We start from the raw sequence: 17,030 nt of genomic DNA, 5'->3' as shown, positions 1-17,030 counted from the left end.
ACAGGCGCAATACACCGAAGATCGCGTCGGACCACAAATGACAGAGCCTCCAAAGAGCAAAGCGAAGAGGGGACGGACAATGGAGAGGGCCAAGCCCGCTTTGCGCCACGAACTGCTTTTCGGTGAACGCATGGTGCGCTGTTTCGCCGACCGCCCGGCCGACATCTGGTCGATGGTGACGGAGAGTGCGGCCGGCTCAGAAGCCGCACCGGCGCTGCTGTGGGGCGATGAAGGTTGCCTCGCCTATGCCGACCTGCTCGGTCGGGCGGAGGCGCTGGCGCAGCGGTTGGTCGCCGAGGGCGTTCGGCGCGGCGACCGGCTGGCGACCTGGCTGTCCAACCGCGCGGAATATCCGATCTGGTTCCTTGCCTGCTGGCGGCTGGGTGCGGTGCTGGTGCCGATGGACACGCGACTGAGCATGAAGGAGGCGGCGTACCTGCTTCGTCATTCGGGCGTTGCGATGCTGTTGAGCGAAGCGGCGATGGTGGACAAGCTGCCCGCATCGGACGACTTGCCCGACCTGCGCCATGTTGTGCTGGCGGAGGAGATGACGGACTGGATCGATGGCGGCCCGCGCCCCGTCCTTCCCCCGCATGAGGCGGACGAGGAGGCTCTGGCCGCGATCCTCTACACCAGCGGTACGACCGGCGCGCCAAAGGGCGTGATGCTGGCCCATGTCAACATCGTCCATTCGGTGCTGCACTTCGAGGGGAGCTGGGGCTTGCCGCGCGGCAGCCGCACCCTGCTGGCGATCCCCGGCTGCAACGTCACCGGACTGATCACCGAGTTTCTGACCTTTTTCAGGCTGGGCGGCGCGGTCGTGCTCATGCCGCCGTTCCGCGCGGCAACATTCATCGAGGAAGCGGCGCGGCACCGGATCGACCATGCCTTCATGGTGCCTGCGCAATACAAGCTGTGCCTGATGAACGATGCGCTGGCCGCGCATGACCTGTCGTCATGGAAGCTCGGATCTTTCGGCGGTGCGCCGATGCCCGCGGCCTTCATCGCCGAACTGCGCGAGCGGTTGCCGGCCCTCAGCCTTTCCAACGGCTATGGCGCGACGGAGACGGCATCGCCCGTCGCGTTGCTGCCTGCCGCACTGACGCCGGATCATCCCGATGCGGTCGGCGCGCCGGTGCCTTGTGCCGATGTGATCGTGGTCGATGAGGATGGTCGGGAGGTTCCGCCGGGCACGCCGGGCGAGCTGTGGGTGGCCGGGCCGATGGTCGCGCGCGGCTACTGGAACAATGCCGACGCGACGCGCGCGGCATTCGTCGGCGGATACTGGCGTTCCGGTGATGTCGTCACGATGGGCGCGGACGGGCTGGTCCGGCTGCACGACCGGAAGAAGGACGTCGTCAATCGTGGCGGGTACAAGATCTACAGCGCCGAGGTGGAGGCCGCCCTCGCCGAGCATCCCGCCGTGGCGGAGGTGGCGGTGGTCGGTCGCCCAGACCCGGTGCTGGGCGAGCGCGCGCATGCCTTTGTCTGTCTGAAGGCGGGCATGTCGGCGAATGCGGAGACAATCGCCGCCTTCGCCCGCGAGCGCCTGTCCGATTATAAATGCCCGGAGGGCTGGACCATCGGCATCGATCCGTTGCCCCGCAATTCCAACGGCAAGCTCTTGAAGCGGGAATTGCGCGACACCCTGGTCGAACGGGCGGAGGCCTGAGTCCCGTGTCAAAATTGCGGTGGGTCCCGTCCGGGCTGTTTGGGCTGGTGCTGTTGGTGGTGGGCGCGCTGCTGATATGGGGCGGCACGCTGCTGATCGCGGCGGGCGGCTCGCCCTATTACCTGCTGGCAGGAGCTGGATTGCTGGTCGCAGGCATCCTGTTCGGCCTGCGCCGCTATGCCGGCTTGCAGCTACTGGCGGCAGTAGTGGCGCTGACGCTGCCCTGGGCAATCTGGGAAGGGGGGTGGGATTTCTGGCCGCTGTTTGCCCGGATGTTCGCCCCGCTGGTGCTGTTGACGCTGGGCGGACTGGCGGCGCTCGCGCTGCCGAGCCGCGGCCGAACAGGCGCCGTCGCGTCCGCCCTGATTGGCGGAGCAGGCGCGGCCGCACTGTTCGGGGGGATGTTCTGGGAACATGGCGGCATCCGGCCAGCCAGCCGCGCGCCCTTCGTCGCAGCGACCGAGGCGCCGGGCGACTGGCGCTTCTACGGCCGATCCGGCGATGGCAGCCGCTATGCTCCGGCAGGCCAGATCACGCCGGAAAACGTCGCGGGGCTGAAGGTGGCATGGACGTTCCGCACGGGCGACAGCGGCGCGGGCGAACTTTTGTCCGAGGACCAGAATACCCCGCTGCAGATTGGCGACACGCTTTATGCGTGCACGCGCAACAACCGTGTCTATGCGCTGGATGCCGATAGCGGTGCGGTGCGCTGGTCGTTCGATCCCAGGCCGGTGCCGCCGCCGCTGTGGCGTCGCTGCCGCAGTCTGGGCTATCACGAGACCGCAACACCGGGGCCGGCCGGCGATCCGGCTGGCGAGTGCCAGCGCCGTATCCTGCTGACCACCATCGACAACCGGCTGATCGCGCTCGATGCCGCCAATGGCCGCCCGTGTGCGGGGTTTGGCAAGGACGGCACCGTCGATCTCGCCGATCAGATGGGGCCGCTCAAGCCCGGCTATCTGATCCCGTCGTCCGGCCCCACCATCGTCGGCGACATCGCCATCGTCGGTGCCTGGGTGTTCGACAATCAGGAGGTGAACGAGCCCTCGGGCGTGGTGCGCGCCTATGATGTCCGCACCGGCGCGCTCGCCTGGGCGTGGGACATGGGTGCACCCGACCGCATCGGCGCACCGCCGGAAGGGCAGACCTACACCCCCGGCACACCTAATATGTGGTCGGTGCCCAGCTTCGATGCGGCGCTCGGCTTGGTCTATTTGCCGATGGGCAACCAGACCCCCGATTTCTGGGGTGCGGACCGGACGGAAGCTGCGGAGAAATACGCGGCTGCCGTCGTCGCGCTGAACATCGCTGACGGCCGCCCGCGCTGGGTCTATCGCACCGTTATCCACGACGTATGGGATTATGACGTGCCCGCCCAGCCGGTGCTGCACGACCTGCCCGACGGCAAGGGCGGGACGATTCCCGTGCTGGTGCAGGTGACGAAGCAGGGCGACATCTTCATGCTCGACCGGAGAACGGGCCGGCCCGTCGCGCCGGTGACGATGCAGCCCGTGCCGCAGGGCGCGCAGGCGGGCGAGACGCTGTCGCCGGTGCAGCCGCGATCGCTCGCGATGCCACGCATCGGCAATGCGACGTTGACCGAGCGCGACATGTGGGGCGCGACCCCGCTGGATCAGCTGGCCTGCCGCCTCGCCTTTCGCCGGGCGCGCTATCAGGGGCTGTTCACGCCGATCAAGACCCGCGAATGGACGCTGCAATTCCCCGGTTATTATGGCGGCATGAACTGGGGCAGTGCTGCGATCAACAAGGCGAACGACACGCTGATCGTCAATGACATCCGGATGGGCATCTTGCTGAAGCTGGTGCCGCAAAAGGACGTCGACCGCGTGACCCCGCGCCAGGGCGACCATGACGGGATCGGACCGCAGACCGGCGCGCCCTATGCGATCAACCGCGAGAGCTTTGTCTCGCCATTGGCCGTGCCATGCCAGGAGCCGCCCTTCGGCACGATGACCGCCATCGACCTCAAGACGCGCCAGATCGTCTGGCAGAAGCCGCTGGGCACGCTGCGCGACACCGGGCCGCTGGGGATCGCCACGGGGCTGGACGTGCCGGTGGGAATGCCGTCGATCGGCGGATCCGTGACGACCGGGTCGGGGTTGGTCTTCTTTGCCGGAACCCAGGATTTCTACCTGCGCGCGCTGTCCGTGGCGGACGGGCGGGAATTGTGGCGCGGTCGCCTGCCGGTGGGGTCGCAAGCGACGCCGATGACCTACGTCTCTCCCAAATCCCGTCGCCAATATGTGGTCGTGTCGGCAGGCGGGGCGCGGCGTTCGCCGGTGAAGGGCGATTATCTGATCGCCTATGCGCTGCCGGGGGGCAGCGGCGAATAGCCGGTCGGCACCAGCAGACGACTGTCCATGCTGGCGATCATCGGGCGGATGATCGCCAGGCATTCCTGCCACCGACTGTCTGCCGCCAAGCGCGCGCGCCGCGCCAGCCGCTCCTCGAACGAGGGATAGGCCCATAGGTGCACCAGGCTGTGCAGCCCGCCCACCTCCACCGTGTAAGCGCCGACAAGGCCGCCAAGGATCGAGCGCTGCACCGGCAGCCCGATCCGCTCATAGGGTTCGAGATACGCCGCCAGCGAATGAACCGGCGACAGGCGATAGGTGCGTTCCTCGACGATCATACGTCCGCTCCGCAATTGACAGTTCGTGGATCTTTATACAAACATACGTTCGTATAAAAGGAGGATGCAATGTCAGCAATCACGGTCAGCGACAGCGACCTTCATCCCTATATCCTGGAAAGCCAGGAGGCCCGCGGGCGCATCGTCGTCGGCAATTCCCTGACGTCGTTTGACGAGGGCGATTGGCAGGGCGACGTGCTGCTGGGCGCGTCCTTTGCCGGCGCACCGACCGGCGCTATTCCGCTGCGGCGGGGTGCGCGGGGCTGGATCGCGCACGAAGGCGGGCCGGGCAAGGACGAGGCGGGGATCGCCGGCCTTCCGCTGTCGGACCGGTTTGGTGTTCCGGCCGCCGCCATCGCCACCATGGAGGCGCGGCTGTCCGACGGCGACTCGCTGCTGACCGGGCGGGTTTCACGCGCCAACGCCGCCGCCAACGCGATCGGTGTGGTGCCCGGCATGACCGGGCTGGAGGCCGCGCGCGTCATGCTCGCAAATGGCCCAGAGGGCGCACGGGCGGATGTCGATGCGCTGGTGGACGAGGAAACACGGATCGTCCACCGCGCACCCAATGGCGGGCGCATTTTTTCCTGCTGGTCCTTTTCGCGCGTCGGCGAATCGACGCCCGATGACGTGTTCTGCGTCGCCTCACACGGCGCGCGATTGATGGCACTTTACGCCCTGCGCATTCGGCCGAAGGGGCTGATCTGCAATGATGCCGGGCGTGGCCTGGACGATCTGGGGATCGAGGGGCTGGGGATGCTTGACCCCGAAGGCATCGCGGCCGCCTCGGTCGATACCGACAGCGCTCGGATCGGCGACCCGCTCAGCACCTACGAGCATGGCGTGATCTCCGCCGCGAATGCCACTGCCGCCGCGATGGGCATCGCACCGGGCATGAGTGCGCGCGATGCCGCGCACCGAATGCTGGAAGGCTGAACAGGGGAAACCGTGATGACTGCCACCGGAATCGAACAGGCCGCCGACGGCCTTGGCCCGCTCGCCTCGCGCTATATCGACGTCGCGTCGCTGCCCTGGAAACCGACGCCGACGCCGGGCATCGACATGAAGGTGCTGATGTCCTTTCCCGAAACCGGGCTATTGACGGCCCTGTTCCGCTGGCAGCCGGGCACCGCACTGCCGCTGCACGAGCATGTCGAGGTCGAGCAGACCTATGTGCTTGAAGGCAGCATCGTCGATGACGAGGGCGAGGTGCGCGCGGGCGATTTTGTCTGGCGGCCCCGCGGCAACAGGCATTTGGCGAGGTCGCCGGACGGCGCACTCGTCCTCAGCTTCTTCCTCAAGCCGAATCGCTTCATCGGCGGGGAATTTGACGGCCTGGAGCTGAAGTGAGCGACCCCGGAGCCGACGTCATCGTCGTCGGATCGGGGGCAGGCGGCCTTTCGGCAGCGGTCACGGCCGCACGCCTCGGCCTGTCCGTCCTCGTCATCGAAAAATCGGGACTTGTCGGCGGGACGACCGCGCGGTCGGGCGGCGTCCTGTGGCTGCCGGGCAATCCGGTCGCCGCACGGGCTGGGGTGACGGACGATGTGCCGGCGGCGCGCAGCTATATGCACGCGATGGCCGGCAACTGCTTCGACGCCGAACGGGTGGATGCATTTCTGTCCAATGGTCCGGAAATGGTCGATTTCTTCGAACGGGAAACGCGCGTCGCGTTCGTCGCCCAGCCAGGTTTCCCCGATTATAATGCCGACAGGCCCGGCGCATCGGCGGGCGGGCGCTCCATCGTCGCCGCGCCAATGGACGGTCGCGAACTTGGGCGCGAGATCCGCCGCCTGCGCCCGCCGCTTCGCGAAATCACCTTTGTCGGCATGATGTTCAACGCCAGTCAGGAAGTGCAGCATTTCTTTCGCGCGACCCGGTCTCTGGCCAGCGCCCTCTACGTCGCGCGGCGGCTGGCCGTCCATGGCTGGGAAATGTTGCGCCATGGCCGGGCGATGCGGCTGACCAACGGCAATGCCCTGGCCGCACGCCTTTTCGCCAGCGCGCTGGATCTCGGGGTTCAGATACGCACGGGCACCGGGCTGGTTGAACTGATCGAACGGGGCGGGCGCGCTGTCGGCGTCCTGACCGATGGTGGCGAACGCCTTTTCGCCCGCCATGCCGTCGTCCTGGCTGCGGGCGGCTTCCCGCGCGGCATCGCGCGGCAACAGCGCCTGTTTCCGCATGTGGCGGCGGGCGGGCAGCATCTGTCGCCCGCGCCGGACAGCAACCAGGGCGATACGTTGACGGCCGGCGAATCGATCGGCGCGCGGGTTCGCGATGACCTGCCCAACGCGGCCGCCTGGATTCCGGTCTCTGCCGTGCCCCGCGGCAAGGGGCCGCCCGGCGTCTTTCCGCACCTGATCGACCGGTACAAGCCCGGCATCATCGCGGTCGATCCGTGGGGCCGCCGTTTCGTGAACGAGGCGAACAGCTATCACGATTTCGGACAGGCAATGCTTGAGCGTTGCCGCCGGAACGGGCGCGTCTATGCCTGGCTGATCGCCGATCACCGTGCGTTGCGCCGCTATGGTCTGGGCATCGTCAAGCCTTTCCCGGTGCCCTATGGCGGCTGGATCCGTTCCGGCTATCTGAGGCGGGGTCGCACGGTTGCTGAGCTCGCGCGGGCGATCGCGTGCGAGCCCGCATCGCTGGACGCCACGCTGACCAGCTTCAACCTCGACGCGGCGAAGGGCGAGGACACTCAATACGGCAAGGGATCGACGCCCTATAACCGCTATCTGGGCGATCCGGGGCATCTGCCCAATGCCTGTATTGCGCCGCTCGATCAGGCGCCCTTCTTCGCGGTGAAGCTCGAGATGGGCGATCTCGGCACCTTTGCCGGCCTTGCCACCGATGCGAGGGCGCGGGTGCTGAATGCGGCCGGCGCCCCGATCCCCGGCCTCTATGCTGTCGGCAACGACGCGGCCAGCGTGATGGGCGGCGCCTATCCCGGCGGCGGCATCACCCTGGGCCCGGCCATGACCTTTGGCTACATCGCCGCCCGCACGATCGCCAGCGACGCGGGGCTGGAAAACTAGACCGGGTTGGGGCAATCCGGTCACCCCGGCTTTTACAACTACAAGGTAGCGCAAGGTCCATGCCCGCCACGAAAAGCGACATCATCTTCAAATCGACGGACCGACCTTCGCGCGAAAAGGGTCGTGAAACCCGCGAAATGCTGCGGCACGCTGCAATTACGCTGTTCGCCAAACATGGCTATCAGAATGTCAGCCTGAGGATGCTGGCCCAGCATATCGGGATCCAGGCCGGCTCGATTTACAATCACATCACCAACAAGCAGGAATTCCTGTTCCTTCTGCTGCGTTCCATCATGGAAGATCTGCAAGCGGAGGTGCAGTCGGCTGTCGATCGGGCACAGACCGCCCCGGAGCGGCTGGATGCGTTCATCCGCACCCATGTCCATTTTCATGCGATCAACAAGGAAGCCGTTTTCATCGGCAATATGGAGCTGCGGAACCTGGAGCCGGAACATCTCGACCAGATCCTCGACATGCGCCGCGCCTATGAAGCGCGGTTCAGCGACGCCTTGCTCGATGCCGCCCGCCATCACGGCATCGGCATCGATGACGTCCGGTTCATGACCCGCGCGGCTTTTTCAATGATGAACGGAGTCGCCAGCTGGTACAGCCGCAAGGGGCCGATGAAGAGCGATGCCGTTGCGCAGGGTTTTGTCGACCTGATCCATCGAATGGCCGGCATCCCCCAGGAATCCTGAGCCTTTTCAGCTTCCTACTCCGGGAGACCAAAAACTATACGAACGTTTGTAAGCCTATTGCGGCCGCATTGCGCTTGCTTTATAAACTAACGAACGTTCATATTATGCGACGGATCGGCAGGATAGCCGACCGTGCACGAGAGAGGGGAAGTCCATGAACAAGAGCGTGATCCGTTCGCTGCATCAATGCGCCGCGATACCTGCGTTGATGGTCGCCGGGATCGGCACCGCACAGGCACAGGATGCGACGGCAGACGCCGAGCAGACGACGGAAGCGAGTGCGCAGGATGGCCTCGGTGACATCATCGTCACCGCCCAGCGCCGGTCCGAAAGCCTTCAGGACGTTCCCATCTCGATCACCGCGTTCGGCACCGAGACCCTGCAAACGCGTGGCATCACCAGCGTCAGCGATCTGGCCCGCGTCGTCCCGGGGTTCCAGGCAGCGGAATCAGGCCTCAATACACCGATCTACACGCTGCGCGGCATCGGCTTCAACGAATCCAGCCTGTCGGCGACAAGCACGGTAAGCATCTATGTCGATGAGGTCGCCATCCCCTTTCCCGCGATGACGCTGGGCGCGACGCTCGACCTCGAGCGGGTCGAGGTCGTGAAGGGGCCGCAGGGCACGCTCTATGGGCAGAATACGACTGGCGGTGCGATCAACTATATCGCCGCCAAGCCGACCGACATGGTCGAGGGCGGCGTCACCTTCGGCTTCGGGCGCTTCAACGCCGTGGAAACGGCGGGCTACCTCAGTGGGCCGATCACCGACACCCTCAAGGCGCGGCTGGCCGTGCGCACCGACAATGCCGATGACTGGCAGCGCAGCCAGCTGCGCCCCGGCGACGGCGCGGGCCAGGTCAATCGCCAGAGTGGTCGCCTGACCCTCGAATGGGGACCTGCGCCGACGCTGCGCACCACCCTCGTGATGAGCGGCTGGCGCGACCGCAGCGACACTCAGGTGCCGCAGATCCGTCAGATCGACCCCGTGTTTCCCGAGGCGGTCAATCCCGATCTTGCCGCATATCCGATCGCACCGGAGGGCGATGTGCGCGCCGCCGACTGGGATGAGGGATCTGACTTCGCGCGCGACAACTGGTTCTGGCAGGCCTCTGGCCGCGTCGACTGGGATCTCAGCTCGGATATCACCTTGTCGTCGATTACCGCCTATGCGCGGTTCAAGGATGAGAGCTTCAACGAATATGACGGCACGCCCGTCACCGTGTTCGATTTCACCACGTTCGGCCGGATCAATTCCTTTCAGCAGGAGCTCCGCCTGACTGGCTCGTTCGAAGGGCTGGCCGACTGGGTGGTCGGTGGCAATTACGCCCGCTCGACCGTCTATGCCGAACAGACTTATCGCACCGGCCAGACCAGCGCCAACCGCATCTCCGGCGTGCAGTCGGCGGAAAATTTCACCGACCAGACACTCAAGTCCTTTGCCGCTTTCGCCTCGATCGACTGGCAGCTGACCGACAAGCTGACCCTGACCACGGCGGCGCGCTACACCGATTTCAAGGTCGATTTCCGCGGCTGCAGCGGCGACACGGGCGACAATACGCTGAGCCCGATCATCCAATTCGTCAGCGGTCTGATCCGCACCGGCGCGGGCCTGGCCCCGCTGCCCGCTAGTCAGTTCCAGCCGGGCCTGCTCAGCAACGGTAACTGCACAACCTTTGTCGATCCGCGCGGCGACGTCAGCCTGACCGCCACGCCGGGCCTCAGCGTCAACACGCTGGCGGAGGACAATGTGTCCTGGCGCGCCGCGCTCAACTACAAGCCGGTTGACGATCTTCTCTTCTACGTGTCCGCAAGCCAGGGCTATAAATCGGGCAGCTTCCCCAATGTCGCCGCCACCGGTTTCCGCCAATATGAACCGGCGACCCAGGAAAAGCTGATCGCCTATGAAGCGGGCGTAAAGGCGAGTTTCGGCCGCACGGCGCAGGCGAATGCCGCGGTGTTCTACTATGACTATACCGACAAGCAGCTGCGCGGGACGTTCCTGGACGAGGTGTTCGGCCCGCTGAGCCTACTGATCAACATCCCCAAATCGCATATCGTCGGGTTCGAGGTGGATACGACCGTGATCCCCACGCCGGGTCTGAAGCTGACCGGCGCTGCCGCATATCTCGACACGCGCATCGACGAATATGTCGGCCTGGACGTCAACGGCGTGCTGACGGATTACGAGGGCGGCGTGCTCAGCTTCGCGCCGAAATGGTCGCTCGATTTCGACGGGCAATATGACTGGGATGTCGGTAATCTGGGCTTCTTTGTCGGGGGCAGCTGGTCCTACCGCGCGACCGCGTCGGCGGTGTTCGGAGAGGACCCGCGGCTTGACCTGCCCTCCTATGACCTGCTCGGATTGCGCGCCGGCTTTGGCAACGAAGCGGCGGGATGGCGGCTCACCTTCTGGGGCGAGAATGTCACCAACAGCTATTACTTCAACAATGTCTTGCCGCAGTTCGACACGATCAAGGCCTATGTCGGCCGTCCGGCCACCTATGGCGTGCGGCTGAACTACGATTTCTGATATCCTCCCTGGCGTCCGGGCCCTGTGCCCGGACGTGCCTTGTCGGTGAGCTGCCCCATGTCGCTGCTGTTCGATCTTCCTGTCGCTTCGGTCGCGGTGGCGGGCGATGTCCGGCGCTTTCCGGTTCGCCGCATCTTTTGCGTCGGGCGCAACTATGCCGCGCACGCGCGGGAAATGGGCATGGACCCGGTCAAGGATCCTCCATTCTTCTTCACCAAGCCGGCGGATGCCGTGGTCGATGACGGCGCGTCCATTTCCTATCCGCCGCTGACCAGCAACCTGCACTACGAAGCCGAGCTGGTCGTCGCCATCGGCGCAGCCGCCCGGGACATCGCGGCCGATTCGGTGGAGGATGTGATCTTCGGCTATGCCGCCGGGATCGATCTCACCCGCCGCGACCTCCAGCTCCAGGCGCGCGACATGGGCCGCCCCTGGGACTGGGGCAAGGCGTTTGATCACTCCGCCCCCTGTGGCCCGATCCTTCAGGCCAGCCGCGTGGGCGGGGTGCCGGATGCGGGCCACATTCACCTGTCGGTCAATGGAGAGACGCGGCAGTCTGCCGATCTTGCCGACATGATCTGGGGCGTGCGAGACATTGTGTCGCTGATCTCGCACGGAGTGGCGCTGAGCGCTGGCGACCTGATCTTCACCGGCACGCCGGAGGGAGTCGGGCCGCTGGTGCCCGGCGATCACGTCGTTTGCACCGTCGACGGCATTGGCACGGTCGCGATCGATATCGGCCCGGCCGCGGGAGGAAGAGCATGAAGCGAAAGCTCGCCGTCGTCGGCGCGTCCGGCCTGATCGGCCAATCCTGCATCGCCCATTTCGCGGCCCAGCCGGATACAGAGGTGATCGGCGTGTCGCGTCGCGCGCCGTTCCACCTGCACGGCGCCCAGTTTGTCGCCACCGACCTGCGCGATCCCAAATCGGTCGCGGCGGCGGCGGATGCGCTGAAGGGCGTGACCCACCTTGTCTATGCGGCGCTCTATGAGGCGCCCAGCCTCGTCGCGGGCTGGTCGGATCAGGAGCAGATCCGCGTCAATGCGGAGATGCTTCGCAACCTGATGGAGATCGGCATCACCGATCATGCGGCCCTCGCCCATGTCACCCTGCTCCAGGGGACAAAGGCGTATGGCGTCCATATCCGGCCGATGGTGCTGCCCGCGCGCGAGAATCGCTCGGAAATGCGCGAGCACCCCAATTTCTATTGGGAGCAGCAGGATTATCTGACCGAGCTCGCCGGGATGCACGGCTGGCACTTCACCGTGCTGCGGCCGCAATTCGTATTCGGCCATTCGCTGGGCGCGCCGATGAATCTGATCCCGGCGCTCGGCGTCTATGCCGCGATCCTCAAGGCGCGGGGTGAGCCGCTTCATTATCCCGGCGGTCCCATGGGCATATTGGAGGCGGTGGACGCCGACCTGATCGCCGAGGCGATCGACTGGTCGCATGGTGTGGAAACGGCCCGGAACGCGGTCTTCAACATCACCAATGGCGACATCTTCCTGTGGAAGAACATCTGGCCCGCGCTGGCTCGCTCGCTCGGCATGGAACCGGGCGAGGACCGGGCGATGGAGCTGGCAACCGCCATGCCTGCTGCTGCGTCCGAATGGGATGCGATCCGCGAGCGCCACGGCCTGGCCGCGCCGGATATCGGCAAGTTCGTCGGCTCCTCCTTCCAATATGCCGATTTCGCGCTCGGCTATGGACGCACGGTCGCATGGGAGGACTCGATTGTCTCGACGGTGAAACTGCGCCGCGCCGGATTCAGCGGCGCGATTGATACCGAAGAGATGTTCGATAAATGGTTCTCGCGCCTGCGTGCCGATCGGCTGTTGCCACCAATCGACTGACTCCGGAAAGCATGACGACGAAGTCGCGGATAATGTCCCGCGCGCGCTTGAGGATAATGTCTAGCCGCGGGTGGGGTCGGACGGGCCGGGGATAACCCGTTCGGCCAGCGTGCGGCCGAGGAAGCAAGCGTGGCGAGCGATACGGGCAGCGTCTTTCGAGCTGCACGGCGCACTCAACAGAAAAGTGGAGCAGGTTCTGGACGACAATGGTCGAAAGCGGACGTTTGCTTAGCTGACTGAAACCGCCCGGCCGGGCCATGCCAGCCATGAAATGACGGCCCATGGTTTGCGCGCGATGATATCAAGGCTGGTGAAGGAAAACGGAAAGTGGCCCCCGGACGCGACCGAGCGCGCGAAGGAATGGGTGCAGCGCGGCTCACACGCGCCCTTGCCACCACCGACCTCACGGTGTCGGAACGGTGCTTCCCGGCGTGATGACGATGTCGTTGTTGGTGAGCGCGGTGCCAGGGATCAGCGTGGCGATGATCTGTGCCTCTCCGGAACTGGTGCCGTCCGCGTCGTAGAACAGGCGACCGGTCGCCTGATCGTACAGGAGCTGCGGACCCGCAGCGGTGGCGGCGACGCCCAGCACGAACTGCGCAGCGGTGATCGTCGCGCCGGTAAAGCCGGTGAAGGTACCCTCGCTCAGCGAGATCCGGTCGCCCTGCGCCGCGCTGAAGTCGGCGATCACGTCGGCATTGCCTGCACCCACGTCGGCAAAGTGGAAGGTGTCCGCGCCGCCCAGCCCGGTCAGCGTATCTACCCCAGCGCCACCCGCCAGCACGTTGCGCCCGAAATTGCCGCTGATGCCGTTGTTCCCGGCATTGCCCTGCAGCACCAGATTGTTGAGCGCGCGCGCGTCGGCGGCAATGAGATTTTCGATGTTTGCGCCGAACAGACCCAGATTGAAATTGCTGCTGGTGAACACCGTGTCCGTGCCGGCATTCGCGAACTCCTCGGCGCGGTCGTCGGCAGAATAGACCCGATAAATGTCGTCACCAGCGCCGCCGCGCAACGTGTCGCCTAGGCCGGCCGGGGCACCGCCGCCGTCGAGGATATTGTTGCCGTTGTTCCCGATGATGAGTTGCGCGCCCGAATTGCCGATCAGATAGACGTCGCCGGTCGCCGCATCTGCCCGCAGATCATCGATCGCGACGTTTTCGGCCAACGCATAGCCGCCGATCGTGCCTTCGAAGACGACAAGGTCGAAGGTCTGCGTGAAGCCGTTGGGTGCCAATCCGGTTTCGATGATGACATCGTCCGCGCTGTCGACGCGATAGACGTCGCTGCCGGCACCGCCCACCAGCGTGTCGGCCCCACCCCCGCCGATCAACGTCTCTGAAAGCGGCCGATCCGTGCCGTAAATCGTTTGGCCAAACTCATTGCCGGTGATCAATGCTGGCCCGCCACCAAGCCGCAGGACTTCCACCTCGCTGCCTGCGCCAAGGACAAACGGTTCGCCGGCCGCACCGGCGAAGGTGATCGTGTCAAACCCGCCACCGACCGCTTCCAGTACGATATCGGCCTGGCCGAGGAGGTCGTCGATGCTTTCCAGAATGTAAAAATCATCCCCACCGAGGCCGATCAGCGTGTCCGCGCCGCCGCCGCCCACGAGCGTGTTCGCCGCCATATTGCCGATGATCTGGTTGTCGGCGACATTGCCGGTCAGCACGATGCCGGTGCTCGTGCTGCTGTGGTCGGCGACCGACAGGTTTTCGACCACGCCGAATGTCGTCGCCAGCGAATAGCTGGAGCTGGTGAATATCGTATCGACCCCGCCCGCGTCGGTTCCGGCGACCCCTGATCTGGTGGCGAAGTCGTAAATCTCCTCGCTCACCACATCGGCGGCGCTGTAGACGCGATAGATGTCGCTGCCGCCGCCGCCATAGAGCGTGTCGCCCGCACCGCTCGCGCCGGCCGCGCCGTTCAGGATGTTGTTGCCGTTGTTGCCGACGATCTGCTGACTTGAGCTGTTGCCGACCAGGAAGACGTTGCCGGCGGCACCGGCGAGCAGCCGGTCGACATTGACTCCGTCGGCCAGGGCATAGCCGCCGGTCGTGCCGTTGAACTGCACCACGTCGACGGTCGGGGTCACGCCATTCGCCGCAAAGCCGCTTTCGATGATCACGTCGTCGGCGGAATCGACGAAATAGTCATCTTCGCTGCCACCGCCGGCCAGCGTGTCGGCGCCGCCGCCGCCGTCCAGCGTTTCGTCGAAATCACCGGCGGCACCATTGATCCGCTGGGCGAATTCGTTGCCGAAGACCTGGTTGACGTTGGCGCTCAGGTTGATGACGTCGATCGACGCCCCCGCGTTCAGGATGAAGGTCGGCGCAACTCCCAGCGCGAAATTGATCGTGTCGGTGCCGGCCGAATCGATGATGGTGATGATGCCCAGGCCGCCGATGACATAGGTGTCGTCGCCGTCCAGGCCGATCAGCGTGTCGTCGCCGTCGCCGCCGCCGTTCAATGTGTTGTTGCCGAAATTGCCGATGATCGTCTGGGTGCTGCCGTTGCCGGTCAGCACCAGCGCTTCGGTCCCGCTGTGCGTCGCCGCCGACAGCGTTTCGATGATGACCCCGGCGGCGAGCGTGAAAGTGGCGATGGCCTGGCCCGCCGCCTGCAGCGACGCGGCGTCGATAAAGGCGATGTCGGCACCGCCATCGGAGTCGACCAGCACATCATTGGGGTTGCGCACGACGAAAATGTCGTTGCCGCCGTTGCCGATCAGCGTATCGCCGCGACCCGGCTCCGACGTGTTGCGACCGCCGTCGAGCAGGCCATCGAACAGGCTGCCTTCGATTTGCTGGGCAAAGTCGTTGCCGACGAACGACACACCGGCATTGAATATCGAGATGATCTCGATCCGGGCGCCCGGGCTCAACGCATGGGAAGCAAGGGCGTTGAGCCGATCGACTTCGCCGGGTCGATCCTCAACGATCAACAGGCCCGAGACTGGAAAGTTCACGAAGTATCGGTCTTCGCCGTCTCCGCCGACCAGGGTGGCGCCGTTATGGGCGAATAAAAGGTCATCGCCGGCGCCGCCGACCACGCTGTCCGCACCCTCGGCAACCAGACGATCGTCGCCACCATTGCCGAAGATGGTCTCCGCCAGACTACTTGTGCCCCTGATCGTGTCCGGGCCATCGGTGCCGATGAAGATCGCCATGTGCTGCGCTTCCCCTGGGTCGCATATCCGCGCGCGTCCGTGATAACGCCCGCTCCGCATCGACCCGGCATTGCCAAGGTGGCGCGATTCCCGTCAATCAGCGCGCACGTCTCCACGTCTCATGTCCGTTGTTAGCGCGTCGCACGTGGCGTTCGTTGACAAGGGCTCAACCAACGCGGTTTTTGACCCTCGATCTGTCAACCGGCTTGCCCTGTGCCGGCTCTGTGGCGACCGGATACAGCGTTAATTGCCGCGCTGAAAAACGTGCCCGCACTTCAACCAGAGGCTTCGGGATGCTATTTCAACTTGCGATGGACCAGCCCGCTTCCCGGTCGAAGTCACGAACGGCGTCGACCGCCGCAGATTGGGCACCCGGCGAAGCGCGCTGGACCCCGGCGATCGTCCATCCCGAGACACCCATATTGGTCAATGTCTCGACCGATGCAGTGCCACCAGCCGATCGCTTCGCATACTGGTGCAACATCGCGTACTATCACTTCGAAGCTATGCCGCGACCGTTCGACGCGCCGCTATTCTCGGCGGAGGTGCATGGTGCGTTGATGCGAACCGTCGAAATCTATCGCTACCGGTCGGATGCGGTGCGCGGGGTGCGCACCACCCGCCAGATCGAGCGCGATGGCGGCGATATAATCAGCATCGGGTTCGTGATCGAAGGCGAGCGCCAGGCCACCCAGCAAGGCGATCGCATCACGCGCGCGGGGCCCGGAAATCTCTTCGTCTACGATGCGGCGCGCCCATGCGAATTGGGCTGGACGGCGCACCGGGGCATGCACGTCGGATTGCCACGCCGCACCGTGGTTCGGGCGCTGGGCCATGATGTGCCGCGCCCCAGCGTGCTGATCGATCAACTTAACCGGACGTCGTCGATCACGCTGCTTCGCCGCCAGTTCGAAATGGTCTTGGACCTGCTGCCGATGGTTGAGCCGCACGCCGCTGCGTTGATGCTCGACCAACTTGTGCAGACGATCAGCTTCGCCCTCATGCGGATCGAAGCTGGGCCGATCGAGGGTGATGCGACGCGAAGGCGGGCGCTTTATTCGGTCGCCATGATGGTGATCGACCGGCATCTTTCATCACCGGGCCTGAGCCCCGATTTGCTGGCCAATCGCCTCAACTGTTCGCGTGCGACACTCTATCGCGCCTTTGCCGATCAAGGCACATCGATTGCCGCCGTTATCCATCAGCGTCGGTTCGAGCGCGCCAGGCGGTTGTTGCGTACCCTCCCTGCCAGCGTAACCGTGAGCGAGATCGCAACCCGCTGCGGCATCTATGACACGATCAATTTCAGCCGGCGCTATCGGTCGCGTTTCGGCTGTACGCCGAGCGACGAACGCGCCGACGCCCCCTGCGACAACGCGACGTCTCGATTGCGACACCAGGATTAGCGCTG

At 65.2% G+C, this 17,030-nt stretch carries 12 protein-coding genes; 10 read left to right on the top strand and 2 right to left on the bottom strand.

Annotated features, from left to right (window positions below; all coding sequences use genetic code 11):
• Positions 1-79 precede the first annotated feature (79 nt).
• Positions 80-1,672 (top strand): class I adenylate-forming enzyme family protein, encoded by a 1,593-nt coding sequence (locus GO308_RS09125; RefSeq protein ID WP_240885244.1) that lies wholly within the window; start codon positions 80-82, stop codon positions 1,670-1,672.
• A gap of 47 nt (positions 1,673-1,719) precedes the next feature.
• Positions 1,720-4,026: a membrane-bound PQQ-dependent dehydrogenase, glucose/quinate/shikimate family gene (locus tag GO308_RS09120; RefSeq protein WP_240885243.1), complete on the top strand. Its 2,307-nt coding sequence runs from the start codon at positions 1,720-1,722 to the stop codon at positions 4,024-4,026.
• Here the strand turns inward: GO308_RS09120 and GO308_RS09115 are convergent.
• Entirely contained in the window at positions 3,996-4,325 is a 330-nt protein-coding gene (locus GO308_RS09115) for an NIPSNAP family protein (RefSeq protein WP_066482872.1), read from the bottom strand. The genes GO308_RS09120 and GO308_RS09115 overlap by 31 nt on opposite strands.
• Positions 4,326-4,394: 69 nt before the next feature.
• On the opposite strand from GO308_RS09115, the gene GO308_RS09110 reads away from it, so the two are divergent.
• The 7 genes from GO308_RS09110 to GO308_RS09080 all read left to right on the top strand — a co-directional run bounded on the left by GO308_RS09110 (position 4,395) and on the right by GO308_RS09080 (position 12,450).
• Positions 4,395-5,261: a hypothetical protein gene (locus GO308_RS09110; RefSeq protein WP_240885242.1), complete on the top strand. Its 867-nt coding sequence runs from the start codon at positions 4,395-4,397 to the stop codon at positions 5,259-5,261.
• A 15-nt stretch (positions 5,262-5,276) separates the two neighbouring features.
• Entirely contained in the window at positions 5,277-5,675 is a 399-nt protein-coding gene (locus GO308_RS09105; protein WP_066482868.1) for a cupin domain-containing protein, read from the top strand.
• Positions 5,672-7,366, top strand: coding sequence for an FAD-dependent oxidoreductase (locus tag GO308_RS09100; RefSeq protein WP_240885241.1), 1,695 nt, complete (start codon positions 5,672-5,674; stop codon positions 7,364-7,366). The genes GO308_RS09105 and GO308_RS09100 overlap by 4 nt, the downstream gene beginning before the upstream one ends.
• 59 nt (positions 7,367-7,425) lie before the next feature.
• Positions 7,426-8,064 (top strand): TetR/AcrR family transcriptional regulator, encoded by a 639-nt coding sequence (locus GO308_RS09095; RefSeq protein ID WP_066545457.1) that lies wholly within the window; start codon positions 7,426-7,428, stop codon positions 8,062-8,064.
• A 154-nt stretch (positions 8,065-8,218) separates the two neighbouring features.
• On the top strand, positions 8,219-10,597 hold the full coding sequence (locus GO308_RS09090) for a TonB-dependent receptor (RefSeq protein WP_240885239.1): 2,379 nt from the start codon (positions 8,219-8,221) through the stop codon (positions 10,595-10,597).
• Positions 10,598-10,654: 57 nt separating this feature from the next.
• Positions 10,655-11,362 (top strand): fumarylacetoacetate hydrolase family protein, encoded by a 708-nt coding sequence (locus GO308_RS09085; RefSeq protein WP_240885238.1) that lies wholly within the window; start codon positions 10,655-10,657, stop codon positions 11,360-11,362.
• A complete protein-coding gene (locus tag GO308_RS09080) occupies positions 11,359-12,450 on the top strand; it encodes an NAD-dependent epimerase/dehydratase family protein (protein WP_240885237.1) in 1,092 nt (363 codons plus the stop codon). The genes GO308_RS09085 and GO308_RS09080 overlap by 4 nt, the downstream gene beginning before the upstream one ends.
• Before the next feature lie 403 nt (positions 12,451-12,853).
• Here GO308_RS09080 and GO308_RS09070 read toward each other — a convergent pair whose 3' ends face one another.
• Positions 12,854-15,619 carry a hypothetical protein gene (locus tag GO308_RS09070; protein WP_240885236.1) on the bottom strand — a complete coding sequence of 922 codons (2,766 nt, stop codon included), beginning with the start codon at positions 15,617-15,619 and terminating at the stop codon, positions 12,854-12,856.
• A gap of 182 nt (positions 15,620-15,801) precedes the next feature.
• Here GO308_RS09070 and GO308_RS09065 point away from each other — a divergent pair, with 182 nt between their 5' ends.
• Positions 15,802-17,025 (top strand): helix-turn-helix domain-containing protein, encoded by a 1,224-nt coding sequence (locus GO308_RS09065; RefSeq protein WP_240885235.1) that lies wholly within the window; start codon positions 15,802-15,804, stop codon positions 17,023-17,025.
• Positions 17,026-17,030 lie beyond the last annotated feature (5 nt).

It is taken from the genome of Sphingomonas sp. SFZ2018-12, from assembly GCF_022496715.1.
GTDB lineage: Bacteria > Pseudomonadota > Alphaproteobacteria > Sphingomonadales > Sphingomonadaceae > Sphingomonas.
The sequence above is the reverse complement of the archived record's forward strand: the minus strand, read 5'-3'. Positions and strand labels throughout refer to the sequence as shown.